Annotated in this window: 40 protein-coding genes; 4 read left to right on the forward strand and 36 right to left on the reverse strand. The window is 59.7% G+C overall.

Annotation, left to right across the window (positions count from 1 at the left end; translation table 11 throughout):
• Positions 1 to 10: 10 nt before the first annotated feature.
• From IC232_RS04100 to IC232_RS04145, 10 genes are all read right to left on the reverse strand, one after another.
• On the reverse strand, positions 11 to 346 hold the full coding sequence (locus IC232_RS04100) for a hypothetical protein (protein ID WP_190843647.1): 336 nt from the start codon (positions 344 to 346) through the stop codon (positions 11 to 13).
• A gap of 84 nt (positions 347 to 430) precedes the next feature.
• The gene (locus IC232_RS04105; RefSeq protein ID WP_190843648.1) at positions 431 to 820 is read right to left on the reverse strand and encodes a hypothetical protein; all 390 of its coding nucleotides are present in this window, start codon (positions 818 to 820) and stop codon (positions 431 to 433) included.
• Between the two features lie 44 nt (positions 821 to 864).
• Positions 865 to 1,287, reverse strand: coding sequence for a hypothetical protein (locus IC232_RS04110; RefSeq protein ID WP_190843649.1), 423 nt, complete (start codon positions 1,285 to 1,287; stop codon positions 865 to 867).
• Between the two features lie 93 nt (positions 1,288 to 1,380).
• Positions 1,381 to 2,043 carry a hypothetical protein gene (locus tag IC232_RS04115; protein WP_190843650.1) on the reverse strand — a complete coding sequence of 221 codons (663 nt, stop codon included), beginning with the start codon at positions 2,041 to 2,043 and terminating at the stop codon, positions 1,381 to 1,383.
• 578 nt (positions 2,044 to 2,621) lie between these two features.
• Positions 2,622 to 3,035, reverse strand: a complete 414-nt coding sequence (locus IC232_RS04120; protein WP_190843651.1) for a hypothetical protein — start codon at positions 3,033 to 3,035, stop codon at positions 2,622 to 2,624.
• A 130-nt stretch (positions 3,036 to 3,165) separates the two neighbouring features.
• The gene (locus tag IC232_RS04125; protein ID WP_246812030.1) at positions 3,166 to 3,570 is read right to left on the reverse strand and encodes a BA14K family protein; all 405 of its coding nucleotides are present in this window, start codon (positions 3,568 to 3,570) and stop codon (positions 3,166 to 3,168) included.
• A gap of 284 nt (positions 3,571 to 3,854) precedes the next feature.
• A complete protein-coding gene (locus tag IC232_RS04130) occupies positions 3,855 to 4,277 on the reverse strand; it encodes a BA14K family protein (RefSeq protein ID WP_190843652.1) in 423 nt (140 codons plus the stop codon).
• 48 nt (positions 4,278 to 4,325) lie between these two features.
• Positions 4,326 to 4,469 carry a hypothetical protein gene (locus IC232_RS04135; RefSeq protein ID WP_190843653.1) on the reverse strand — a complete coding sequence of 48 codons (144 nt, stop codon included), beginning with the start codon at positions 4,467 to 4,469 and terminating at the stop codon, positions 4,326 to 4,328.
• A 127-nt stretch (positions 4,470 to 4,596) separates the two neighbouring features.
• Positions 4,597 to 4,884: a hypothetical protein gene (locus IC232_RS04140; RefSeq protein WP_190843654.1), complete on the reverse strand. Its 288-nt coding sequence runs from the start codon at positions 4,882 to 4,884 to the stop codon at positions 4,597 to 4,599.
• 73 nt (positions 4,885 to 4,957) lie between these two features.
• A complete protein-coding gene (locus IC232_RS04145; protein WP_190843655.1) occupies positions 4,958 to 5,296 on the reverse strand; it encodes a hypothetical protein in 339 nt (112 codons plus the stop codon).
• A 236-nt stretch (positions 5,297 to 5,532) separates the two neighbouring features.
• On the opposite strand from IC232_RS04145, the gene IC232_RS04150 reads away from it, so the two are divergent.
• Positions 5,533 to 5,844, forward strand: coding sequence for a putative quinol monooxygenase (locus IC232_RS04150; RefSeq protein ID WP_190843656.1), 312 nt, complete (start codon positions 5,533 to 5,535; stop codon positions 5,842 to 5,844).
• A gap of 123 nt (positions 5,845 to 5,967) precedes the next feature.
• Entirely contained in the window at positions 5,968 to 6,189 is a 222-nt protein-coding gene (locus IC232_RS04155) for a hypothetical protein (protein ID WP_190843657.1), read from the forward strand.
• A gap of 179 nt (positions 6,190 to 6,368) precedes the next feature.
• Here IC232_RS04155 and IC232_RS04160 read toward each other — a convergent pair whose 3' ends face one another.
• From IC232_RS04160 to IC232_RS04170, 3 genes are read right to left on the reverse strand one after another with little or no spacing between them, the layout of a single operon-like run.
• Positions 6,369 to 7,010, reverse strand: a complete 642-nt coding sequence (locus IC232_RS04160) for a hypothetical protein (protein ID WP_190843658.1) — start codon at positions 7,008 to 7,010, stop codon at positions 6,369 to 6,371.
• A gap of 40 nt (positions 7,011 to 7,050) precedes the next feature.
• On the reverse strand, positions 7,051 to 7,275 hold the full coding sequence (locus tag IC232_RS04165) for a hypothetical protein (RefSeq protein ID WP_190843659.1): 225 nt from the start codon (positions 7,273 to 7,275) through the stop codon (positions 7,051 to 7,053).
• Positions 7,276 to 7,317: 42 nt separating this feature from the next.
• On the reverse strand, positions 7,318 to 7,731 hold the full coding sequence (locus IC232_RS04170) for a hypothetical protein (protein WP_190843660.1): 414 nt from the start codon (positions 7,729 to 7,731) through the stop codon (positions 7,318 to 7,320).
• Positions 7,732 to 7,807: 76 nt separating this feature from the next.
• Between IC232_RS04170 and IC232_RS04175 the strand changes: the two genes are divergently transcribed.
• Positions 7,808 to 7,981, forward strand: coding sequence for a hypothetical protein (locus tag IC232_RS04175; protein ID WP_190843661.1), 174 nt, complete (start codon positions 7,808 to 7,810; stop codon positions 7,979 to 7,981).
• Positions 7,982 to 8,005: 24 nt separating this feature from the next.
• Here the strand turns inward: IC232_RS04175 and IC232_RS04180 are convergent, their stop codons facing one another.
• Together IC232_RS04180 and IC232_RS04185 are read right to left on the reverse strand one after the other, a co-directional pair.
• A complete protein-coding gene (locus tag IC232_RS04180) occupies positions 8,006 to 8,407 on the reverse strand; it encodes a hypothetical protein (RefSeq protein WP_190843662.1) in 402 nt (133 codons plus the stop codon).
• A 52-nt stretch (positions 8,408 to 8,459) separates the two neighbouring features.
• Positions 8,460 to 8,798, reverse strand: coding sequence for a hypothetical protein (locus IC232_RS04185; RefSeq protein WP_190843663.1), 339 nt, complete (start codon positions 8,796 to 8,798; stop codon positions 8,460 to 8,462).
• 133 nt (positions 8,799 to 8,931) lie between these two features.
• Here IC232_RS04185 and IC232_RS04190 point away from each other — a divergent pair, with 133 nt between their 5' ends.
• Complete coding sequence (locus IC232_RS04190) at positions 8,932 to 10,068, forward strand: calcium-binding protein (RefSeq protein WP_190843664.1); 1,137 nt, start codon at positions 8,932 to 8,934, stop codon at positions 10,066 to 10,068.
• A gap of 76 nt (positions 10,069 to 10,144) precedes the next feature.
• On the opposite strand, the gene IC232_RS04195 is transcribed toward IC232_RS04190, so the two are convergent.
• The 21 genes from IC232_RS04195 to IC232_RS04295 all read right to left on the reverse strand — a co-directional run bounded on the left by IC232_RS04195 (position 10,145) and on the right by IC232_RS04295 (position 22,302).
• Complete coding sequence (locus IC232_RS04195; RefSeq protein ID WP_190843665.1) at positions 10,145 to 10,561, reverse strand: hypothetical protein; 417 nt, start codon at positions 10,559 to 10,561, stop codon at positions 10,145 to 10,147.
• Positions 10,562 to 10,642: 81 nt separating this feature from the next.
• Entirely contained in the window at positions 10,643 to 11,017 is a 375-nt protein-coding gene (locus tag IC232_RS04200; RefSeq protein ID WP_190843666.1) for a hypothetical protein, read from the reverse strand.
• Between the two features lie 9 nt (positions 11,018 to 11,026).
• The gene (locus tag IC232_RS04205; protein WP_190843667.1) at positions 11,027 to 11,731 is read right to left on the reverse strand and encodes a hypothetical protein; all 705 of its coding nucleotides are present in this window, start codon (positions 11,729 to 11,731) and stop codon (positions 11,027 to 11,029) included.
• A 77-nt stretch (positions 11,732 to 11,808) separates the two neighbouring features.
• On the reverse strand, positions 11,809 to 12,021 hold the full coding sequence (locus IC232_RS04210; protein WP_190843668.1) for a hypothetical protein: 213 nt from the start codon (positions 12,019 to 12,021) through the stop codon (positions 11,809 to 11,811).
• Between the two features lie 130 nt (positions 12,022 to 12,151).
• Positions 12,152 to 12,730: an ImmA/IrrE family metallo-endopeptidase gene (locus IC232_RS04215; protein WP_190843669.1), complete on the reverse strand. Its 579-nt coding sequence runs from the start codon at positions 12,728 to 12,730 to the stop codon at positions 12,152 to 12,154.
• Positions 12,731 to 12,732: 2 nt separating this feature from the next.
• Positions 12,733 to 13,080 (reverse strand): hypothetical protein, encoded by a 348-nt coding sequence (locus IC232_RS04220; RefSeq protein WP_190843670.1) that lies wholly within the window; start codon positions 13,078 to 13,080, stop codon positions 12,733 to 12,735.
• Between the two features lie 55 nt (positions 13,081 to 13,135).
• Positions 13,136 to 13,720 carry a hypothetical protein gene (locus tag IC232_RS04225; RefSeq protein WP_190843671.1) on the reverse strand — a complete coding sequence of 195 codons (585 nt, stop codon included), beginning with the start codon at positions 13,718 to 13,720 and terminating at the stop codon, positions 13,136 to 13,138.
• Between the two features lie 16 nt (positions 13,721 to 13,736).
• Complete coding sequence (locus IC232_RS04230; protein ID WP_190843672.1) at positions 13,737 to 14,045, reverse strand: hypothetical protein; 309 nt, start codon at positions 14,043 to 14,045, stop codon at positions 13,737 to 13,739.
• Between the two features lie 13 nt (positions 14,046 to 14,058).
• Positions 14,059 to 14,475 carry a hypothetical protein gene (locus tag IC232_RS04235; protein WP_190843673.1) on the reverse strand — a complete coding sequence of 139 codons (417 nt, stop codon included), beginning with the start codon at positions 14,473 to 14,475 and terminating at the stop codon, positions 14,059 to 14,061.
• Between the two features lie 134 nt (positions 14,476 to 14,609).
• The gene (locus tag IC232_RS04240) at positions 14,610 to 15,260 is read right to left on the reverse strand and encodes a hypothetical protein (RefSeq protein WP_190843674.1); all 651 of its coding nucleotides are present in this window, start codon (positions 15,258 to 15,260) and stop codon (positions 14,610 to 14,612) included.
• A gap of 86 nt (positions 15,261 to 15,346) precedes the next feature.
• On the reverse strand, positions 15,347 to 15,607 hold the full coding sequence (locus IC232_RS04245; RefSeq protein WP_190843675.1) for a PilZ domain-containing protein: 261 nt from the start codon (positions 15,605 to 15,607) through the stop codon (positions 15,347 to 15,349).
• Positions 15,608 to 15,694: 87 nt separating this feature from the next.
• Positions 15,695 to 16,357 carry a hypothetical protein gene (locus IC232_RS04250; RefSeq protein ID WP_190843676.1) on the reverse strand — a complete coding sequence of 221 codons (663 nt, stop codon included), beginning with the start codon at positions 16,355 to 16,357 and terminating at the stop codon, positions 15,695 to 15,697.
• Between the two features lie 111 nt (positions 16,358 to 16,468).
• Entirely contained in the window at positions 16,469 to 17,467 is a 999-nt protein-coding gene (locus tag IC232_RS04255; RefSeq protein WP_190843677.1) for an ERCC4 domain-containing protein, read from the reverse strand.
• Positions 17,468 to 17,532: 65 nt separating this feature from the next.
• On the reverse strand, positions 17,533 to 17,862 hold the full coding sequence (locus IC232_RS04260) for a hypothetical protein (RefSeq protein WP_190843678.1): 330 nt from the start codon (positions 17,860 to 17,862) through the stop codon (positions 17,533 to 17,535).
• Between the two features lie 93 nt (positions 17,863 to 17,955).
• Positions 17,956 to 18,297, reverse strand: a complete 342-nt coding sequence (locus IC232_RS04265) for a hypothetical protein (protein WP_190843679.1) — start codon at positions 18,295 to 18,297, stop codon at positions 17,956 to 17,958.
• Between the two features lie 58 nt (positions 18,298 to 18,355).
• Positions 18,356 to 18,943, reverse strand: coding sequence for a hypothetical protein (locus IC232_RS04270; protein WP_190843680.1), 588 nt, complete (start codon positions 18,941 to 18,943; stop codon positions 18,356 to 18,358).
• A 103-nt stretch (positions 18,944 to 19,046) separates the two neighbouring features.
• Positions 19,047 to 19,307 carry a hypothetical protein gene (locus IC232_RS04275; protein WP_190843681.1) on the reverse strand — a complete coding sequence of 87 codons (261 nt, stop codon included), beginning with the start codon at positions 19,305 to 19,307 and terminating at the stop codon, positions 19,047 to 19,049.
• Positions 19,308 to 19,440: 133 nt separating this feature from the next.
• The gene (locus tag IC232_RS04280) at positions 19,441 to 19,797 is read right to left on the reverse strand and encodes a hypothetical protein (RefSeq protein WP_190843682.1); all 357 of its coding nucleotides are present in this window, start codon (positions 19,795 to 19,797) and stop codon (positions 19,441 to 19,443) included.
• A gap of 123 nt (positions 19,798 to 19,920) precedes the next feature.
• Entirely contained in the window at positions 19,921 to 20,247 is a 327-nt protein-coding gene (locus tag IC232_RS04285) for a hypothetical protein (RefSeq protein ID WP_190843683.1), read from the reverse strand.
• A gap of 54 nt (positions 20,248 to 20,301) precedes the next feature.
• Positions 20,302 to 20,715: a hypothetical protein gene (locus IC232_RS04290; RefSeq protein ID WP_190843684.1), complete on the reverse strand. Its 414-nt coding sequence runs from the start codon at positions 20,713 to 20,715 to the stop codon at positions 20,302 to 20,304.
• A 39-nt stretch (positions 20,716 to 20,754) separates the two neighbouring features.
• The gene (locus tag IC232_RS04295) at positions 20,755 to 22,302 is read right to left on the reverse strand and encodes a hypothetical protein (protein ID WP_190843685.1); all 1,548 of its coding nucleotides are present in this window, start codon (positions 22,300 to 22,302) and stop codon (positions 20,755 to 20,757) included.
• Positions 22,303 to 22,324 lie beyond the last annotated feature (22 nt).

Below are 22,324 nucleotides of genomic sequence, written 5' to 3' on the forward strand. Positions count from 1 at the left end.
GGATGCCCTCTCACTGTAAAACGACCGGGATCCCCTGCATGTTCATTGCATCAATGACGCGGATCACGCCATCGAGGATTGCGGTCTGGTCGCTGGTCCAGAACTCAAACATCAGCCAGTCGGAGCTGTCGCCCTGCAGGAACCAACAGGTGTCGACGAAGCGCCTGCCGTCGTCATGACGGGTGAAACCGTGGGGTGCGGCGCCAAGGTAGCGAAAGGCAGTCGCCCGGAAGGTATCGACGAAGGCGATGTCGTCCTCGTCGGAATCCTTCATATGAAGTTCCAGGAGCCAGCCCTTGCCCGGGAAGTCCTTGTGAAGCCTTAGGGTGTAGCGGCTCGCGTCCATAACAGGATCCTTTCCGGGGATTTGTCCGACATCTCTTCATGGACATGACCGGAGAAACGAAACCCGATGGACCCTTCTGGCCCGTCAGCCTTTGAGAGGCGGTTTGCCGAGGCCGTCGTTGATGATGCCCTGGCATCTCCAGAGAATAATGTGAACGGACGATCCGCCAAAGTTCGGCTTCAGGCCGTGCATCTCCGCATAAGAAATGCAGTTGGGCACCTCCTTTTCGAGGTTCTGGAGGGCCTCGGCCATGCGGCGGTTCTGCTCAAGCAGGTCGGAATAGGAGGGCGTCTGGGATTCCAAACCGATGGATGTGCCGTCGGGCTGCTTTATTAGGATTCCCATTTCGGTCGCTCTGCTCTGAACCAGGGCACCGATGGCCTCAACCGGCGTCTGGCCGATATCCAGATGGCGGTGATTGCCGTTGAGAGTGGCAACGAACCTGTCTTCATAGGTCGTGACGTCGATCTTCATGGTCGCCTCTATTCCGGACTGGTGACTGGGACGGATGGGTTGCGTCAGGCGACTTTGAGCACCTTGCCTTCGGCTTCGGCGAGGCGGGCCCAAAGGTCTATGTCGGGCTTGGGCGCTTCGGTCGCCGTGATGACGGCGGTACCGGCCTGGAGCGCCTCGAAGGTGGTGCCGAGCTGATCGAGCAGGGCGGGCGTCTTCCAGATGACGGAGATCTCGTCGGGGGTCATGTCGCACATGCCGCCGCGGCCGCAATTGTCATAGATCATCGTGATCTTCGGCGTCATCAGGATCGAGTAGTAGAAGCACGACCGGATGATCACGTCGGGTTCCAGCGTGCGGCTGGGATGGCCACTCACGAAGAATGGGTCGAACTGGTCGCCATTGTAGGCCCGGATCAGGAGGTGACCGACATCGGTCATTGGATCGACGGGGAGGTTCGGCGTTTCAGCAGTGGCGACGTCGGTCATGACGAACCTTTCGGGGATTCTCAAATCATTGGATCACCGTGATGATTTGGAATGAAGCGAGTTGACCGTTCTCTGAGAAAGTTCGAAGGGCGTCTACTTCAATTTGTTGGCGGAGCGAGTGGCATAGACCTGGCTGATGATCATCGGATGTAGAATCCAGCGATCGCCGAGTACGGGCACGAGAATGCTGAGGCGAGATAGTATCGCTGCCCAGGTCAGGATTGCGCCAGCGGGAAGATCGAATTCACTAACTGCAGATTTGATTTCATGCGCGTCTGCCTCTGAGAGGCGGCTGAAACGAGGATTGATCCAGCGTCGCTGCCGGAGTTTCCATAGCGCTGCCTTCACGGTGATGGGCGATTGATGTCCGGAAAGGACGATCTCGATCACATCTGCCAGGATGACAGCCTGCCAATCGGCAGGCGGCGCCATAAAGCATCCTGATCCGGGAACTTCGTGGCCTATGGCCCGGTCCAGCCCATCGGCATGGATCCGTCCCACGGCCAAGGAGGAGTTGCGAGCCGATCGGATATTGTTGAGTGCCGTGCGATAGGCACTCGCAAGAGCGAGGGCTCTTTGGGAGCGAGCCTCCTGGCGACGACGCTGTCTGAACTCCAACTCAGCCTGCCCATCGCGAAGCTTCGGATTGTGGAGCCATTTGCGCGGAGCCGCGTCGAGGATGGCATCTTCGAGATCCTTCCGCGAGATGTCGCGGGGCAGCTTAGATAAATCGACCTCAATGGCGCTGATGTCCATCTCGGCAATTTGGGCGATTTTGGCAGGGCCGCATTCGTGCGTGACGGCGAACTCGACGATGAGATCCCTGCTTCCCTTTCGTACGATTACGTCGGGAACAATCCCTTCCAGACGGTTCTCGAGGACGGCTGAGTCGAACTGGTAGGATTTTCCCTCGAAGCCGACCCATCGCTCCTGGCCGTCACTCAGGTCGAGGGTCGGTAGGAAGAGATGAAGGTTTCGCTCCAGAACCTCCTTGGCGAACTTGTGGAGGGCGGTTTCCGGTCCTGTTTTGCAGGGCCGCCCGTCCTCCGTTCCTTGGTGGCCAAAATGGTGGTGTTGGACCTCGCCCTTCCGAGCGACAAGTGGTGCCCCGCAGCCGGGGCATACGCAGCCACAGGCCGCCCCTCTCGACACCTCAGAGATGTGAGCGATTGAGCCGTCCGGCCTCTGGCCTAGGATGAGGCTGTCTTGGCCATCGTGCCAGGCAAAGCTGTTAAGGACTGACGCCTCCTTCACCGCAATTGTCCGTTTGAATCACTGCGGATCATAACACAAGCTGACCGAGCCGGATCCGCAGGCTGGCATGTCCCTGACGGTCAGTGGTGAGTGGCCGAATAGTTAAACTTCAGTTCGGCATGAGGGCTCTTTGCGGAATAGCCGACGACGTCGCACCCAGTCTTGGACCTGACGGGGCCGGGTCCGCGAAGGACGATCTGGCTTCCCTGCTCCATACCGATCACCTGATACGGGGCAGGGGCACAGCCGGATTTGAAGGCGTATGCGGTGCCGATAATCCGGTTTCCTTCATAGTCACCTTCGAAAAGAACTGCTCCTTCCTTAACCCCTGCCGCCGCAAGGCTGGCCTTTGGTTTGGAGTAGGTTGCTTTGATTTTGTCGCCGACGACGAACCAGTCGATCACCGAGAGGTTGTGCTCATAGATATAGAGCTCGCCGGCGGCAGCCGGCCTGATCGCAACTGCGCTGATAGTGGCTCCGAGCAGAGAACTCATGAGCATAAGCTTATGAAGTTTCGGGATCATAACTGGTAATCCGGTGACGAAATCGATCGAAGAATAGCAGCTTTCGTAAAAAAAGAGGCTCCTCCGGGAGCCTCTTTGCGTCATGCCTGTACCTGGCCGATTAGTAGGTGCAGACGTAGCGCATGCCGTTGCTGGCGCGGAACGTTCCCGTGTTCGGGTCATAAGACCGGTACTTGCGGGCGCAGTAGGCTGCCAAGCGCGGATCGACTGTGCCGGGAGGGGGAGGAGCGGCCTGTGCCTGGCTGGCAATTGCGCCGGCGATGATAGCGCCAGCGGCCAGACCGAGGACACCTGCTGCGACCGCACCGCCGTTGCCGCCGCGGCGGTAGTAACGGGGACCATGGTAGTAGCGTGGGCCGCCATAATAGCGGCGGTACTGGGTGTAACCCTCACCTGGGTATTCCTTGGTGATCTCCGGGGTGTGGTTGCGGGGAGCCGCCACAGCCTGGGACATCGGAGCCGCCAGCATGGAGGCGGCAATCAGCAGAGAAGCGAACTTACGCATCGTCTTTCCTTGTGGCCTGTTTGGGGCCATCGTTTGGAGGGAGTGGCACAGAGGCCTATGGGTTTAGGCAAAGCCCGTCCCTCAACCGAGCTTCGTCAAACGAGAGAAACATTCCCTAATTGGCATTATTCGAATTCCGAGTTGGCGTCCATAATCCGAAGTAGAATGTGGAGCTGAAATGATCGGGTTGCGTTAATGCGAGGATCTTCGAAAAGGTTTGAGAACGCGCTCATCAAAAAAGGCCCCTTTAGGAGCCTTTTTGTCGCCGAGCTGCGGCTGGGAGGTCAGTAGGTGCAGACGAACCGTTCGCCGGCGCTAGTCAGGTACGTGCCGGTCATCGGATCATAAGACCGGAAGCGGCGAGCGCAGTAGGCGGCAAGCTGCGGATCTTGCGTAGCCGGAGGAGCCGGAGCCACTTGGGCCTGCGCTTGGTTGGCGAGTGACCCGAGAACGGCCGCGCCGATGGCCAATCCCAGGATGCCTGCGACGAGGGCATCGCCGCTGTCCCCTCGGCGATAGTGTCGACGGCCATAGTCCCGAGGCTCATCATAGCGGGAGCGCCGATACTCGCGATCGTAGCCCGAATACCGGTCACGCTCATAACCGCTATCTCGGTAGCTCCCCGGATAGCGGGACTGGGCGGCGGCTTCCGCCAGGGAAGCGCCAAAGGTGAAGAGGGCAAGGAACAGGGTTGGGATCTTGCGCATCGAGGCTGCTTTCTATTTTGAGGATGGAGGGCGAAGGTTGCGCCTGGCTCAGTAGTCGTCGCGGCGCTTGGCGGCTGCGCGGTTATAGGCGACGCCCTTACCCTTCTTGCGGGTGTCGACGACCTTGTGGGTGCTGCGACCCTGGCTGCGTGCGTTGGCGAGAGCTGCCTGAACCGGATTGAAGCGAGCCATTGTCCTGATCCTTTCTGGGGATTTTTCCGAATTCATCTTCACGCTCATGATCCGAAATAAGCTTCCGAACGCTGCAAGAGCCGTGGATTGGACGAGTTCATTCCCCAGAGAGGCGTCGTCGCTACCGCTATCGCCCGAATGTCATTTCTCCGTCCCGGGCGGTCCAACGATGAGATGCCTGATCTTTTCCAGGATGAGCCGGGTATTCCACGACTGCGAATGTCAGGGCAGGAAATTCGCCGGACAGGTTCAGCAGAGTAGGACGCGGGTCCAGGTCACCGCCCGATAAGCTGACGATGATCTCTTCCGAAGTGTCTTTCCTGACGACAGGAAAGGAATTCAAAAAGTGGGATCTGAATTCGCCTAGGGTCGCCTGCGGCCCTGTGATCGTCGTTTCAATGATGAATTCGGACACAGCCTGTCCTCCCTCTTCCTTCACCGGGCAAGTGTCTCCTCGGGGACTTTACCCAGGCAGCGCCCGTTTTGGGTTAGTCAAAGGTGCGAGAGGTTGTGATGGCAGCGGCGGCTGTCTTCTTAGCCGGCGCTCCTGAAAGGTTGGGGTACTTCGCCTCTGAGTATCCGCTGGCGTAGACGCCGCCTGTCGCGAAGGCCACCCCGACAACAACCACGAGGCCCAGCCCAGTGGCCCAGCCCTGCCTGTGGGATTTCCAGAGGGTCAGCACTGCCGGAGCCAGGCACATGCAGAGCAGAATAAGACCGAACATGAAGAAGGCATGGAGGTTCGGAGAGTGGTAGACCGCCCCGATGTCGAAGTCCCGTGGCTGTGGCGGCTCTCCCAGGAAGAATTGTGATAGGAACGAGAACATCGTTTTCTCCCAATGATTTCGGGGAGCGTTATCCTCCCCTTTCCCCTGTTGTAGACCAAATCTGAAATTCTTCGATCGAACTGGTCAAGTTTCCCCAGCCTTCGGCCGACCGGGGACCGATCCCATTACCTCTGGCGTAATCGACCCGAGGCAGCGCGTCCGGCATGGTCCCGCTACCTAAGCGAGTTCGCTTGAACTCTTGAGCGCAAGTGACCTCCCAGATTGAGGACCAAACGATGGCAATCACCTACCTGATCAAGTTCGATGTTGTGCCCGAGCAGCGCGATCGGTTTCTCTCGCTCCTGAACGGAGTGCTCGACGCGATGCGAAGCGAGCCGATGTTCCATCAGGCGGTTCTGCACCAGGATCCGGAGTCCAAGAACCGCTTCATGCTCTACGAGACCTGGGAGAGCCATGAGGACGTTCTGTCCGTCCAGTTGAACCGGCCGTACCGTGAGGCTTACCATCAGGCGCTCCCGGAACTTCTGAGGGAAGAGCGCGACATTTCAATTTGGGAGCCGTTGCGTGCAGATATGCAACAGCGATGAGCCGGCTTCATAACAAACTTGTAATCCCCGGGTCATAGAAACGAAACGCGGCCATGCCCATCTTGGTGTGGCTGTTGGGCTGGGGCTATTCCGCCGCATTGTCGGCATACGTGGAGATCACGCATGACACTGGAACAGGGGCCCAGAGATTGTCAGAGGACGATGGTTTCTCCCTTAGACCTCAGTCAGGTCAGGGACGCGGTCAGAGAGGTCCGGGCCTGTCATCCGGGCAGCATCTTGGCCGACTTGGTGGAGGAGAAAATCCGGGCGCTGGAAAGTGCTTCACACCATTTCGTGAGCGACCTTTTCGAGGATTTCCGCATCAGCCGGCCGCTCAATTCTTAGTGACCGGATGGGTCCTCCAGGCATTGGCCTGAGCAGGCCCCGTCTCCCCGACAATCAGTGCACGGGTCATCGTCCTTGGCGATGCCCGTGCCTTTGCATTCATAACAGCGGGCTCCACTGAGCCAGTCTCGCTCGCCTGTCCCGTCGCAATGAGGGCAGTCGTCCATGAGGACCTCCGGTCAGTGGAGTGTGTTCAGACGTTCGGTGATGCGTCCGATCCGGCCTGAGATGGACAGACAGGCATTCAATTCGGCGATCACCGGCGGCGTGAGGGAAGCGACCGGAATTTCGACGAACTTCAGCGCATTGGCCTTGTCGTACAGGCCGGCATGGCGGAACGCCTGCCGGTGACGCTCGAAATGTTCCTGGACCAGATCGGAAGGGCCGTGCTTGTGCAGGGTGCCGCCGATGAGGGTATCGGTTTCAAAGAACAGACCGAGCGTGCCGTCGGCCGGGATCGTCAGCACCGTATCCGGCCCTCTCATGAGGTAGAGGTTGCCGTCGGCTCCCATCCCGTATTGGAGGCTATGCCAGACCTGCTGCAGGACCTCGACAGCGGTGCCGAGATCATAGAGCTCGTTGCCGATCTTCTGCTTGACCACAATCTCGGGCCCGAGGTTGCCGGTGTCATCCAGGAGCGACACGAAGGCATCGCCGAAGGGCTCGCTGACCAGAATGGTCCTGGTCGGCGGGTCGATATAGAGCCCCATGTAGTCGGTCTCACTGCGGAGCATGAGTTCGGTGTAGACCATCCCGGCGGTCTCGGCGTCCGGGAACACGAAGCAGCGGTGAGTGGCAATCAGGTCGGTGGCAGCCGTCATCGGCGCTATCCTTCTCTTGATGTCTGGGGAGGGTGGCGGCTTAGGAGCGCAGGTAAGCGACGTCCTTCTGGAACTTCAGGTTTCGGCCCTCCGCCTCGGTGAGGCCGACGAACTCGGATGAGGAAAAGCTGATCTCGTCCGGGTAGTAGTCGAACAGCATAACTTCACGGCCGTCCTCGAAGGTCGCGTGGACCTCCGGGAGAGGGCCGAACGGCGAGCGGGAAATCGGGGTGATGCGGGCGGACACGATCTTCTGGTCGGACATAGCGGCGTCTCCTGCTGTTCGGGAGGCAATGGATCGGTTGCTTTAGCCCTGCTTGGGCTCGACGTACTGGATCTGGAATTCCCAGGACTCGACCTCCTGGTTCTGCTGGTTGCGCCAGGTGCGCTTCTTCCAGTAGCCGCGGACCACGACGGTCGTGCCCTGATCCATAGGGGCAAGCATCGCGTCGATCTCGGAGCGCTCCCGGAAATGGGGAACGAAATAGGTCCCAGAGAAGCGGCGGCCGCGCTCATCGGTGCCGTGGAAGCTGACGATCTTGTCTCCCGCTCCCGTGAACCGGTGCATCGGGTACTCGCTAAGGGACACGGTGATCGTGTGCTTGGAGAGTTCCTCGCGCTTCTTGGCGTCTTCAGCGATCTGAGCCTGGAGCTCGGCCTCCTCACGGGCTTTCCGCTCCTCTGGGGTGAGAACCTTGATCTTCGAGAAGTCGAACGCCATGGCCGTTCCTTTCGGGGATTTTCATCTCAGAGTGTCTGCCCATCTCAATTGGACAGAAAATCCAACGGGATCAGCGGTGCTTCCGACCCGGGTGTCGGAGCGCCCGACGGGCTTCTTCCGCTCGGAGGCGCAGGAATGTCTCGCGGGGGCCGGAGGGGTCGTGCTGTTTCCGGAGGAACACCGCAGCGATCCTCTCAGCGATGGTGGCTCTCTGGAGCCGGATGACGAGGGCTTGCCTGGGGCGGTGTAGGCGAGGATGCATGCTGGCTCCCCTTTAAGCCGCTTCGACCAGGTAGCGCTTGTGCGCTGGCATGGCCCGCAGCAGGGCAGCCCGTGACAGAGCCTGCATCGCCGTGACGGCGGCAAGGGGCTTCTCTTCGCCGGCCAGAACACGGTTGAGGATTTCGACCGTGGCGGAGTCGATCTGCTCGACCGTAGCGAAGGCTTTGCCCGTTTTGGGGGCGACGGATCCGATCTCAGCGTAGAACGCCCGCATGGACGCCTCCCGCTCGACCACCATCTCGACCCGGCCGTGACGGACGATCTCGAAATGGTCGTCGGCAATTTGCTCCCAGAGGATGCCGAAGGAGGCCTTGCGGTCGAACCAGTAGGTCGGTGCGCCGTCGACCGACATCATCAGGCCCTGCGGAACGATGTCATAACGGATCGTGGGCATCGGCTTTTCCTTTTCCGGGGATTTCATCTCGAATTGTCCGCTGATCCGGATCTCAGACGATGGAGCGGAAGAGGCCGTGCTCCTCATCGACGTAGTCCTCGAAATCGAGGCCCTTCAGCATGTTCGGATCGACAACCCAGACCTCTTGAACGGGGAGGGCGACCGTTTCGCCCTGAATGGCAAAGCCGGCGTCGCGCATCAGGGTCTGGACGAGGTCTCCATCCTCATCGGCTACCTGGATACGGTTTCCAAGCACATCATGGCTGATGGCAATCTTGCCTTCAGGGTCGCTCGTGACCACGGCCATGTAAGCGTCGAGTGAAGTCAGGAAGGTAGCGAACGCGAATTGCCGGAAGATGCCCATCTCGATGGCCGGTGCCGCTGCTGCCATTGTCTTTCTCCGGGGATTTTGATCTCGATCCATTCCCCGTGGGCACCTGAAGGCGACTTGGGCAGGATCGGTTACCAAGCGGAAACACATGCCTCTTTATGGTGCCCCAACGACCGTTCTCCTTGGAGCTATCATGGCATACATCGAACTCTCGAATTTCTGGGGCTCCGGCATCAATATGTCGGATTTCAACGAAGACGGATGGGGTTACATCGAGTCCGTTGATCCCGGCGGGACGCTGTATTCAGGCTACAATACCATCACGTTCAATGCCTACGGATTTGCCGAATACGACAATGTCACGGTCAACTACTACTACGACGGCTATGACTACGTCGTTGTAGAGGATGTTTACTACTATGAAGGAACCACCCTGGTTCAGACACTGGCTGATGTGAACATTCAGACCACGATTGCCCATCTGAATGCGCCAGCATGGTACGTGCGTTTCAATCAGGGCAACGACCATTTCATCGGGAACGATCTAGGCAACATCATCAGGGGCGGCTGGGGTGATGACGTCCTGGAGGGTGGCGACGGGTACGATTATCTGTACGGAGACGCCGGCAATGACACGATCATATCCGGGCACGGCCTCGATGCCATCTACGGCGGATCCGGTGTAGATACGGTTGTGTTCGAGGGTTCGAGCACTGAATATGTATTCTCGTGGGATGATTTTAGCGCCTCCTTTAAAGCAAAGGACACGGTCGAGCGCTTCAACGTCAACTATCTCTATGACGTGGAATATGCCGCCTTTGAGGATGGGATATTCAGCGTCAGTAGTCTTCTTCCAATCGTCGGAACGAGCCGCGGTAATACCCTTGTAGGCGATTGGGCGGATAACAGGCTTTATGGTTTTGGTGGGAATGACACCATCAAAGGTGGTGGTGGAGCCGACTACCTGTACGGCGGTGCTGGGAATGACGTTCTGTCCGGAGGTTCCGGTAAGGATCACTTCGTCTTCGACGTGAGGCCAAATCGGTCAACCAACAACGACAAGATCATCGATTTCCGTTCGGTTGATGACACCATCTGGTTTGACAGTGACGTCTTCACGAAGGCTGGTCCGGATGGTGCGCTGAAGGCAGCAGCATTCCGATCCAATTTGACCGGCAAAGCACAGGATCGCTCCGACCGGATCATCTATGAGAAGGACACCGGCAAGCTGTTTTATGATGCCGACGGTACTGGCGGAGGCGCATCTGTCCACTTTGCCACGCTCGCCAATAAGGCTGCTGTGAGCGTGAAGGACTTCTGGATTTTCTAGAGGCGAGTTCTGACCGCGAAGGGGTTTTGCAACCCGAGCATAAAAGAAGCCGCCCGATGGGGCGGCTTCTTGTTGACTAGGCGCTCCACCAACCCTTGGGCTGGCCCTGTTCGTCGGTATGGACCCTGTAGTGTGGCCAAGCCCTGGCGAGTTCGATGAACGCTTCCTTCGGCTTCATGCCGAACTTCTCCGCGTAAGCTTGGGTCGAGAAGACCTCGAAGGCCGCAAAGGCACGGCGCTTTTCCCGCGGGAGGTGGAGATGCTGACCACCGTGACGCTCCGCCAGTTCTCGGATTTCGGCGTCCGCCTTGGCGGCAAGTTCCTGGATCTGCTTTTGACGCTTCGCTGCCCGGAACGTCCTCACCTGGGTCTCGCGCTTGCCATCTCCATTGCAGTGGAAGCAGAGCCCGGGAACGCCGTAATGAGCCCGGATGTGGGTGGTCATACCGGTGCCGCCGCAGCGGGTGCATTCGTGTGGAGCTGCCTTTGCCATCGCTCAATCCTCTTTTTCGGGGATTTCGATCAAACCGAGTTCGATCCATCCTTGAGGAAAGAGGACACAGCCATTGCTGCATCAGGCTGCGGCGCGATCCTGATGTTCGGTCAGAAGGCTCAGATCGATGCCAGCCTTGGCTAGCATCGCCGCATAGGAGCAGTCGCCAGACAACGAGGCTTCTCCCTCTGGGGGAACATCCTCTGCAATGGGCCGGATGTCACGGGCGCGGACATACATCCAGGGTGGCAGGCATTTGCCGGGCTGTTCTGGTTCAAACACCCAGAGGGTCTGCTCAGTTTCAGAGTATTTGGACTGGAACACGTGCTTCCGGGTGATCCGGCCCGTGACCCCGATGCAGGGCTTGTTCCAGGTGGTCATCTCGGGATGACCGATGTAACGGGCGCGCTTACCGACGGCGATGCCGCCGTCGGCTCCTTGCTTATGATCGTCCATGGCGGTGCTTTAGGCCGCCTGCTGGCGCCGGCGGGCGTAGAACCCGCCGATCGCGCGGCGCTCGGCGTCGGAGCGAACCCGCTTTGCCGGAGCCGCGTCGTTCGCCTTCTTCCGCGGAACGTACTGGCCGGTCTCGCGGAGCATCTTGAAATACTCCTTCGGCGGCAGATACGGGCGGTCGTACTTCTTCTCGGGCGCGCCCTCGGCAACGGCTGGGGCCGCCGGCGTCTCGGCCGCAGCCGGAAGGTCCGAACCGATGATCTCCGCGTCCTTGGCGAGTTCCTCTTCCACGCCGTTGTCGTTCGCCGAGACATTCAGCATCTCGAAATGCGCGGCAGGTGCCCTGTAGCCCTCGACCTGCATCCAGCAGTCGCCCGCAACATCAAGATACTCGAGCTCGGAGGCCGGGATGGTGAAGGGCTCGGTCGAGAAGGCCATCTCCCGAAGGCCGGGGTGCTCGACGCCGCCAGTCAGCGGCATGATGTCGACGATCTCGGAGATGGAGTCGGCATTGAAGCCGATGATGGTGAAGGGGGCGTCCTCGGCGTTGACCAGGTCGGACACGCGGATCGCGTTGAGGTCACGGCCGAACAGGAAGCCATCGATCAGCTCCTCATTATCCATGCGGAACAGGTCGCTCTTCAAACCCTCCGTGGCGATGAGCGCCAGGCGCTGCGTGTTCACCAGGGTGTAGATGATGCCAACTGCGTCCATGATCTTCTTCCTTCCGGGGATTTAAAATCATCTTCCTTCGCGAACGGCCCTCGAAAGAGGTTACCGTTGGGCCTTTCTCAGTAGCCGAGCGACTTAGCGGTCTCGGCAATATCTGAGAGCCGAGCGGTGCTCACGTACTGGTACACGGCTTCGAGCTGCTCAGCCGTCGCGTCCGGGTGGGAGGTGACTGCGCCGATCCAGCGGGCGATGGACTCAATTTGAGCGCGGGAAAGCGTTTCCATGGGATGGCCCTCATCATTCCGAAGCGGTGGGTTCGTGTGATCTGTCATGGGCCGAATTCCTTTTCAGGGGATTTCAGCAATCCGATGATCACTTGTCCGGATTGAGGCAAGACGACAGAACCGTCACGAGAGCAGGGCTTAAGGGGAGAGGGTTGTCCTTCTCCCCGGAGCAAAGGTGTTAGGCGGTTGGTACCGCACACTCTTGGTACAGGGCCTCTAGCAATTCCAAAGGCATACGGAACATCTCCCGCAGCTTCTTGAGGTCGCCGCCGGTGTGCTCCCATTCCGCCTTCAGGCGGTCGAGGGGAGCCAGCAGCCCAAAGGCGAATTGAACCGCCTCGCGCTGGCAGAGCTCCTCCTGTGAGGTCTTCGGATAGTGCCGTACGATCAATCCAGCGTCGGCGCCGTGCTTCTCCCGGACTTTGGGGCTGTGAAGCACGTAGTGGCCGATGGCCTTGGCGACCTCGAGGTTGGCCCGAGCGAGGTCCGGGTTATCCGACGGCTTGAGCAGAACCAGGAAATCCCGTTCGCCATAGACAACCAGACAGTCGCTGTCTTCGCTGGGCATGCTTCCGATGACTACATCGGCCAGACCATTCATGATGGACGTCTTGCCACCCATCTTTGCAAGGAGGCTCACTGCCGGGGTGCCGACGGCAAAGCCGATCCCGGACGCAAACGTGGCCGCCTCGCTGAAGATCCGATCTCTGGAAAAGCCGCAGGGGATCGGATCGTGAGCGTTCCGGGGAAGGCGCATGCTTAGACCTCAGTAGCTTGTGGGCGGGGTTCAGGGCCCTCTGCCGGCATGGACGCAGTGAGGACTTCGGCGGCGCCCAGTGCCTGATCCATGCAGGCGACAAAGCAGGCCCTTACCGGCCGAGTGTCGTAGGGACGCGGCTTCGGGAGAGCCAAGAAGCCGGCTTCCAGCATCTTCTCAGACGGCTCCTTGAAGGTCTGAATGACCGATTTGACGATCTGGAGGGTGTGTGCCCGTCGCACTGCAAATTCCCGAGCCAGCTTGGAGTCGGTGAGCGAAAGGGTCTCGGCAGTCCAAGCCACGGGGTCGAGCCGTTTGGCGGCATCTATCACAATGTTTTTGTCGGTCATGTGCGCTCTTTTCAGACGGACTGTACGGGCGAGGGAATAAGCGGGATGTGCGCCGTCATACCTGACGGTGCGGCGTTTCGATCTTCGCGATTTCATCCGGACGCACCCACATCAGCACGCGGGTGTCATGGTGGATGAGATCGATGCTGTCCTCATAAACCTGCTCAATCTCCATCTGGGTGCCGGACTGAAAGGTCTCGCCTTCCGCACTGATCGCCCTGGTGAGTGTGACCTGTTCGCTAGGGCGAAACCCGTGCGAGAAGATATCGCCGGTCAGCGTCATCTGCATGATTGTGTGTTCGATGTTCTTGAGCACGATGGCGCGGGCGATGTGAGGCAGTACCCCAGCCCTGTCATGCTCCTCCGGCTTATCAAGATCGCGGGCAACTTCCCGAAGGATCATAGCTGCATCTGGATCCACGAACGTGGTGAGCGCGGCATCGACCGAACTGGTGAAAGGTTTGATGCCCTTGAAGTCGTCTCGGCCGGAGATCTGCTGCTCAATCCATTTCGGCCAGGGCAGGACCCGTGCCTCGGGATCGAAGGCCTGGAAGATCCGGGCATCCAGTGCGCGATCCGGCTCACGGCTTGCCTTGAGGTCGGCGTGAAGGGATTTCAGGAACGTAAGTTTGTCTGTCATCGACGATCCTTATCGATCAGGCTGCGTGAGGGATGTCTGACCAGGCGCCGGTGGCGTTGGAAGGCTTGTAGAGGACAGCTGACGCCGTCCCCGTGTTGTCCTGGATCCAGACACTCCAGAACTTATCAGTCGCCCGGGCGATGAAGCGCGCGAGCGCGGCTTCAGTCGCGGCTTTGACCTCTATCAGGTCCCAGCCTGACCGTTGATCCCATGGGTGGCCGGCGTTCCGATGGACGATGAATCCAGACGGCGGCTGATCGCAATGAGCCGCTTCATCGGACGAGACGCAGCGCTCAGTGTCGCTGCCGCAGTAGAGGCATGCCATTGGGAGGCTCCTGTCAGAAATTGAGAGTGACGCGGAATGGGGCGGTCGAGATCAGCCGGACGCCGTTTTCGAAGAGCGCAGCCCGCTTCCATCGGCGATAGCCGTTGCGGCATTTCCGCTTTGCCTCCCCTACGTAGCCGATGGCTTCGAAGAAGGCTTTGGGGGAGGCATGCTCGACGAGCTTGCCGGAGAAGCGAGGGAAAACCTCAACCAGTTTCCGGCGCTGCTGTTCATCCGGCGGGAGATCAGGGCTGACGCGGGTAAACTCCTCGAGGTCCCCCTGAAACTTGGTTGAGAAGCCTGTCGCCGGCCAATGCTTCTTGAAGGCTTCCATCGATCCGATTTCCCGGTAGGTGCGGGCGGGAACTGTGTGAACGGTCCCGTTCGGGTCGATGGAGTGGCATAGGTCTTCGAACGGATTGCGGGACATCGGGCCTCTCTGCCGTCTATCATTCTTGGGGATTTGATCTCGGAGGATCTTCGCCCGATGGAAGCGAGAGAGAAGCAGTCCCTCTGCAGGGAACGCGGGGAGGGTACCCGACCCCGCGCTCTCTTAGTCCTGCCTTAGGTCCGGTACGTATAGACGATGTTCTCGATGAGCGAGTGCTCCTCCCATCCCTTGGCAAGGGCAACGGGATCGTCGCCGATCAGCTTGAAGCCTTCGGCGTCGTCATCAGGGTCATAAAGAACCTGGCTGCCGTTCACCGTCTTCTGGACTTCCAGGGCCCGGGCCATCAGACCGTCAGGGAGATCAGTCTTAGCCAGGAACTCAGCCCACGGGACGATGACGAGCCCATAGGACTGGGCAGTTTTGACGTAGTCGATGTCGCCGGAGGCCTGCGGCGTCGGCCGCGGGGCCGGCTGGGCGGCTTTGATCAGACTGGCCTGATCGGACTCCTGCTTCATCAGACCCCAGTCCCCGAAATAGACCGTAGCGTCGGTCAGAGGAGTGTTGTCGTTATCGTGCCCGTTGAAGCCACGGACCTCGACGCAGTCCTCTGCCATGCGTACGGTGAGGGCCGTGTCGCCGAAACGATCCCAGCCCGTGAGTTGCTGGGCCGCGAGCAGATAGGCGTCACCAGCGAAGTGAACGTTGATATTGCCGTAGGTGACGTGGATGCCGTCGACGCCCTGAAGGCGCGGGCCGTTGAAACCCCAATCCTCCATGTCTTCCTCGAGGCGGGTTCGGCCATGTAACAAATAGAGTTCCTGCATGGGTTTTCTCCGTAAAGAATGCACCCAAGCAAAAAGCCGACCCCGAATGGGCCGGCCCTGTTAGGCGGGTAGTTCCGCCAGAACATTCAGTCTGTGAAGGCGACTCCGTAATTGTCTCCGGAGGCCCATATCAATTTCGCCGACGCTAGGGCGCCGTGGTCTGGGATCTTGAGCTCGAATTCCACCGGGATGTCAGCGGGAGCCGGAACCGTAAGGCGAGCGCCTCCATCGGAAAGGTCCAAGACGGTGCACTGGACCGGCTGGTGCGGGGGCTTTCCGACGATCCAGCCTTCGAGGTGGGTTGGAAAGCGGATGCTGGCCCGACGCTCGGGCTGGTCTAGACGCATGCTTGCGTTCCTAGCTTGAGAAGGCGCTCCTTCTAGTGGCCCAAGCTGGCGCGAAGTTTGCGCCGCGTTTGAAGTCGTAGCCGCCCGTCAGGCAGCAAGGTCCAGCCGGGGCTGGGATCGGAACGCCTTCAGATCCGGCTGAATCTGCATCAGGGTCTCTTCCCACATGAGCCGGCGGACACGCACGTAGAACTCCCGCATCAGGTCGGCTTCAGGATCCTTCGGGGCGTCCTTGAATTTGGTGGGCTCCGTCGGCGCCGTGCCGAAGTCCTTGAACTCGGTCCGGAGAACTATCCCGCCGTCGCTGTAGCCGTACCCCTGGGTGGCGACCTTCCGGAGTTGGTCGTAGGAGAAGAACGTCATGGAGAACTCGGGGCCGTGGTGCTCCGGCCGGTCATTCTCATGGAAGATTGCGATCCCATGATCACCGATATGGAGTTGCCTGGCGTCCCAGAAGCCGGAGACGCAGCGCCCGATCGTCTGGAAGAGGGTTTCGCCCGGACCGCTGACTTCCAGAGCGAAGGCCTCAAAGACCATAGGATCGAAGGCGAAGGTGTCCTCGGTCACAAACAGGTGGGCCGGGATGCCCCGGAAGGTGATGGCTTCTGCGCCCATCTGAACAACCGCGAAGTCTTCCCCATCCTTCTGGATCACCGCGCCCCGCATGTTGCCGAGCAGCGGGAGGGCAGTTGTCAGGAGGCTCGGATAGAGGGTGGCGGAGAGGCTCGAAGCGAATTTCACCGTCAGCATGGTCGAAGCTCCTTTTGGGGAATTTTGGATCCCTGATCTCAAGCCCTCAGCTTGAATTCATTTGGAGCGACGCGGTCGGCGGGATGGCTTCTGTGCATTCAGGCCCGACTCTCACGGGTCAGAAGAAGCGGCGAATACCTCAACGATGGCTTTGGCCTTGCTCGGCCCGATGCCTTCTACGGCACGAAGCTCTGCTTCCGTGGCATTGGCTACGGCCTGGGCCGATCCGAAGTGTCGGAGCAGCCGTCGGGCGAGGTTGGCCGAAACGCCGGGCAGACCTTCCAGGAGGAAGGCGGCGGCTTTGGAGGCGTGTTTAGGCGCCGTGCCCCGAAGGGGGATGTCGTAGCCGAGCCCATAGACCCGATGCCGAACCAGTTTGGCGATCATGTAGACAGAGTGGGGCAGCGAAAGCGTGGGGAGAACCGAGACCCCCTGGATGACCGCCAGATACGAGAGCGTCCCGGCGATGTTGGGCAGGGTCAGCCGCTGCTGTCCGTAGACGTCACCTTCCAGGAGCAGGACGGACGATCCTGGGACCATGGTCATGGCGTCGGTCTGGTGGAAGAGCCGACGGGAATCTTCTGTGATTGAGACCACCAGATCGCTGATCGTCTTGCGCTCGATCGTCAGGATCCCCGGTAGGACGTAATCGCCGACCTCAAGCTGCTCTTCCTGCACGATGAGGTTATGGATCTGACGCAGGCGCTCCTTCAGTTCTGCGGGTTCTCGATGATCAACCAGGAGGGTCGTCGGCTCCGGGATCGGATGAGCCATGGTATCGGCATCGAGCGCCTCGGCATCGGCGGCTGTCCAATGTCCGGCATTGGCCCCGAATGGCACCGTTGCCACGATAGGTGCGTCAGCCGGGGGTTTACCCCGGGGGACAGGGGTCTTGGCGATCTCGACGAGTTGGTCCCAATCGAGGCGTTCCAGCCCGTAGGCGTCGAGCAGGGCTCGCTCTACGGCTGCTGACCCAAGGGCCCCTGATGTAATATTGATCCGCTGCCCGACGCCCTTCTGGAGCCAGACCTTCTCGGTGGTGTTGAGCCCGCTGATGTAAATACGTTCAAGCCCGGTGGGGGCGGTCCAGAGGTTTAGCCGAATGGGCATAGAAAAAGGCTCCGATCCTTCAGGATCGGAACCTCGCTTCGGCTCCCTGTCAACGGAGGATACTCTTAGAGGCGTGACTCCCCGGAGCCTACGACCGCATCGAAGGCTTCTTTGAGTGTGCAGCCCGTCCGCTTCCGAAACTCCCGCACCTTGGAAATCTGCGACTCCTGCTGGGGAGCGTCCGCGGAAAAGTTTGGGAACTTGCCCGTGAGCTCATACTGCATAAGGGCAGACTGAGCCTTGTTCCGGGCTTCATGCTCGCTGGTGTAGAACGGACCAACTTCGATCTCCGCCACAACGGTCTCAGAGCCGTCGTTCGGAAGCATTTGGAGGTTGAACCCGAAGAGGCCGGCAGCCTGAGTGATCTCTGACATCCGGGCGGAGAGACTTGCCATTTCGACCATCCTTTTTGGGGATTTCCCCATCTGTTGCTCACATCCAGGCAGCAACGAAGTAGATCAAGAATGAGACGAATTATAATTCGCGTTTCAGCAAATTTCCACTGCTCGCTGCTCTTGGTTAACAACCACGCCACGGATGTAGGCCGGACGCTCCTGGCGCAGGCCTCTATCGGCAGGCATCATTTGCGGGGCAACGAGACGGTTTGGAGGGCACTCCGGGTGGGGCATCATTGCCATGGGAGCCGCCGTGAGTATCGGAACCCCATCAGGTCCGAGCCGCACTCTCTTCTGAAGGGTGATGAATCCACCAGGGATGCGGCCCTGGAAGATAACCGTGGCATCCTGACGAACAGGAGCGATGCTCGGTCCAGGCTGAACGCCGGCCTTGAATTGATCGTAGGGCAGGTTGTCGTTCTCGGCGCGCAGCATCGTTTGTCCGATCCTTGGATGGGCGGGTAAGCGGGAATGGCGAGGGAAGGGCGTCCCGTCAGGCGGCCAGGACTTCGGCGTCGGGGCCAGCCTGGCGGATTGCGTACTCGGCGATCTCGAGGAGGCGGGCGGTGTCCATATCGGACACCTTGTCGAGGCGCTTCTCGCAAGCGGCCACCAGGTCAGAGGCTTGCAGAGGATGGGGGCTGTCGGTGTTGTACTTGATCCCGACATTCCGGAGGGCCTCGACGGCGTGGCTGCCCGTCCACTGGACCTGCGGATCGTCCGTGCGCTCGCCTTCCACCCGAAGGATCGGCTTTGCGCCGTTATAGGCCATGTCGTCCCGGCTCTCGACCGTGACCGCGAGGCTGTGTTTCAGCGCAAAGGTCAGGTGATCGGCGACCTTGCTCCGAAGCTCCGGGTCTAGCGTCTGAACTGCTTCGGCAACGCCCTTAGGGTTGGAGCGGATGGCGTAATAGCCGAACTGGCAGTCATTGAGCCCGATGAAGTCGGGATCGGCCGTGCCGACGGTCTTGATGCCCGTGACGATCTGGATGGCCTCCTCGCGGGTGAGTTCGAGCTCCCGCTGCGGAGCGCCCTCGATGGCGAAAACGTTCGGGAGAAGAGCGGAGACGATCACGGACATCTTTGCCATCCTTTTCGGAGATTTCTTCAACAGCGGGTTCGTCCCAACAGGGCGGAACCTGAGCAGCCGCTCATCGAGCGGCTCCTCCTCCCGTAACGGAGCCTCAGTAGCGGGCACGATGGGGGTAGCGTCCCTCCATGATCATCACGTCAGGGGACTCAGGCTCCGGGCCGACCTGGGCGATGAAGATGTGCCCGTAGAGGAAGGACCCCATGGTGTAGATCGCCCGTGCATAGCGATCTCGGTCCAGATTGGACGGGAATTCATGATCCTCGGCGATACGCACGTTGCGATATTCAGCAACAAGATCCGCTTGCGATCCTTTGGCTGCGTCCTGCAGCGAATTGAAACGGACAACTCTCATCGAACAATCCTTTCGGGGATTTAGACCTTCATCTGTTCGTGAGCATGACCCCGATTCAGGAAGAGGGGTTTGGACGTCGGCCCAAAGAAAAAGGCTCCCCGAAGGGAGCCTCGTGGTGCCGTCCGGGGCCGGCTTAATTCAGTTCCAGGAAGACAGTGGCGCGCGAGCTGGCGCGGAGGTCCTTCTGGACCTCAAGCAGTCCTTCAAGCTCGCTCTGGAGGTTGATGTTGCCGAATCCGAGTTCCTGGCCGTTGACGATCTGGTGCTTCGGATCGATCTTCGCCTCCAGGATCTTCTGCGCGTTGACCTGGACGGAGCAGACGTCCTCATCGCTGTTGATGAAGTCGAGATCATCGCCGAGGCCCAGACTTGATAGGATTTCCGTGGCAGTGCCGCGGGTGACTGCGAAAGACCGGCTGACTCCGGCAAAAGCCGTGCGGCCGTTGGCGTTGCGCTGGCGAATGACGTTGAGCGCGTAGGAGTATGCCATCTTCATCTTCCTTTTCGGGGATTTCTCAAACCATTGGATCGCAATCTCGCCTCGATCGAAATCGAAGGGTTTGTTTGTGCCCGCATAGAAAAAGGAGGCCGTGAGAGACCCCCTTGGGTCCGCTTAGTGGGCGGTGCGCGTTTTCAGCAGATGGAAGGCGGCGGTTTCGCAAATCGCCTGGTCGACGGCACTAGCGCTGTCCTGTTGCGCCATAGCCATGAGTTCGATCTGGCGCTCATTCGGGACAAAGACATTGGGATCGATGAAGTCCTCGTCCGTATGACGTCCGCGCACGGCGGCTGCCGTCGCCCGAATTGCGTGGCGGACGGCGTTAGCCGGAAAGGACTGGGCCAGATGGATCAGATCACCCCGGCGCTGAGCCGGCAGGAACGTCTGCGGGTTGAGGGAACTGGCAAGGACTTGGATGGTCGAATGGCCATTCTGGTTCATGTCTATTCCTCCTGGGGATTTCGAATTTACCGTGAGCGTTCCTTTGGCCGGCAATCAATCGTCGGTGATTTCGACATAGATTCGCTGGACCCCATGCTCGTACGGATCGCCTAGTCCGGCAAGGGTCACCCGATGGCCTGCAAAGGCCCCATCGGAATGGTACCGGCTGGTTGCGTAAACTTCATGACGGCGGCCGGCGATGTTGCCCGTCCTGTCATGATAGTTGTGCTCATTGTCTGCTCGGATGGTCACGCCTCCGAAGGGGTCGAAGTTGGATATCAGGGTTCCCGTGTCCGAGAACGTGTTGATGTAGTGCGACGGCAAAACGAACCTCACCCGACATCCGGGCGTGAACGGCCTGCCGTTGCAATCCACGATTGGAGCATTACCGGGATTGAAAGGTGTTCGGATCTGGAGGCTGTTGATCTTGTCGGCCGGTCCGGGCTGACGCACCTTCTGATCTCCCATCGTCCTCGTCTCCTGGGGTTTGTCGAGGGCCTGTCCGGTTTATTGCTTGAACAGCTTCAGGAGTGCGGCATGTGCTCGAACTCCGTCTTTCTTGATCAGTTCGACGGTTTCAGGCGCACAGGTCGCAAAGGGGCTCCACCCGTCGTGGCCCTCGGCCCGCTGATAGAGGATGCAGTAGTCGGCATTGACCCCGAGCTGGCGACAATGCCGCCAAACCGTCGTGTCGGTTAGAGGCCTGAACTCGACGTCTGTCCCCTGGCCATTCAGGACCGTCCCGGTCACACCTTCATAGGCAAGGCGTGCTTTGACGATCGGGTGTTCGGGATTAGTTTGATCCCAGCCGCCGACGTATTGCAGCAACTCCAGAAGGGGACCGGCGAGTGGGTTTTCGGACCGGCGCCGTGAGGCAAGGGCAAGGGTCAGCGGATCGCCCTGGTTGAGCCGGCTGGCAATCTGCCGGGCTTCCTCTTCCGTCAACCTGAGCTCGCCATTGGCTCCGGCAACTGTTTCGCCGCCTTCAGAGCCCCGGCGGTCGACGTACCAGTAGTCGCCCCGATGGGAGTAGAGAGCCTCATAGTGCACCTCTGCCTCGTCTTCAGCATCATCAGGGGCCTGAAAGGCGAGGAAGTATTCTCTCTTGGCGAGATCCCAGGCACGATTCCAGAGGGCGATATCCGCCTCATGGTCGGCCTCAGAGCAGCGGCCTTCCTCCCAGTCCGAGGGCATCCAGACCGGGCGGCCGAGAACATGCTCCATGGCGTCTGCCATGACCATGTTCGCATCGCAGAAGTCATGACTGTGACAGACGTTCTCGCTAGTCTGGGACGCATTTCGGCGGACCACCTCGGCCATGTGAGGGCCGATGCCCTCAGCCAGTAGGAACGTATAGACCGCGGCAACCCTATGATCCGGCGTCAGAAGGTCATTATCCTTGCGGATGGCGAGGGTGGCTTTAGCCCAGATATTCCCGGGGGCTTCCCGGTCGCCGGGATCAACCCCAGGATCGTTCTCATAGCCTTCATGCTGCGGACCATAGAACTGAACGCAGTTGCCCCACTCCCGCAGGTTGCTCTCGTTCATGAGCGCTGCATCCATCGGCACCAACCGAATGTCGAGGATGGGGTTGTTGGTGTTCAGCTCATTGCGAACGACCACGAACCTGGCTCCTTCTTCGATGTAGTAGGTAGGGAAATTCTCCAGGACGTCGGAATTTGTGAGAACGTCACCAACTCTCAGATCGTTGGCAGCGGCCAGATAGGTGATCCTGCCTTCGATCGTGAGCGCTGGATCACTCCCTCCCGTTTGATCCCGGAAGGCGTCTTCCAAGGTGAGCCAGTTTCTGAGTTCTGCTTCCCGAGTCTCCGCAGAAATGATCGGCCACGCATCCTCCCAATCGAGGAGATCGCCGGCCTCAGGATCATCGGGATTGGGGCACTTGCCGCTGAAATGGATTCCCGCGATGCCGCCGTCAGTGATGCCAACTGCGTCTTGCAGCAGTTTACAGGCTTCGTTGAGGTCAGTCAGGGCCGCGGCTTGGCGAATGAGGTCATCGCCCACCTGGGCGGCATATGGTTGGGCATCGCTCATGTTCGTATCCAATCGGTCGGGA

This window comes from Microvirga sp., from assembly GCF_014699075.1.
GTDB lineage: Bacteria > Pseudomonadota > Alphaproteobacteria > Rhizobiales > Beijerinckiaceae > Microvirga.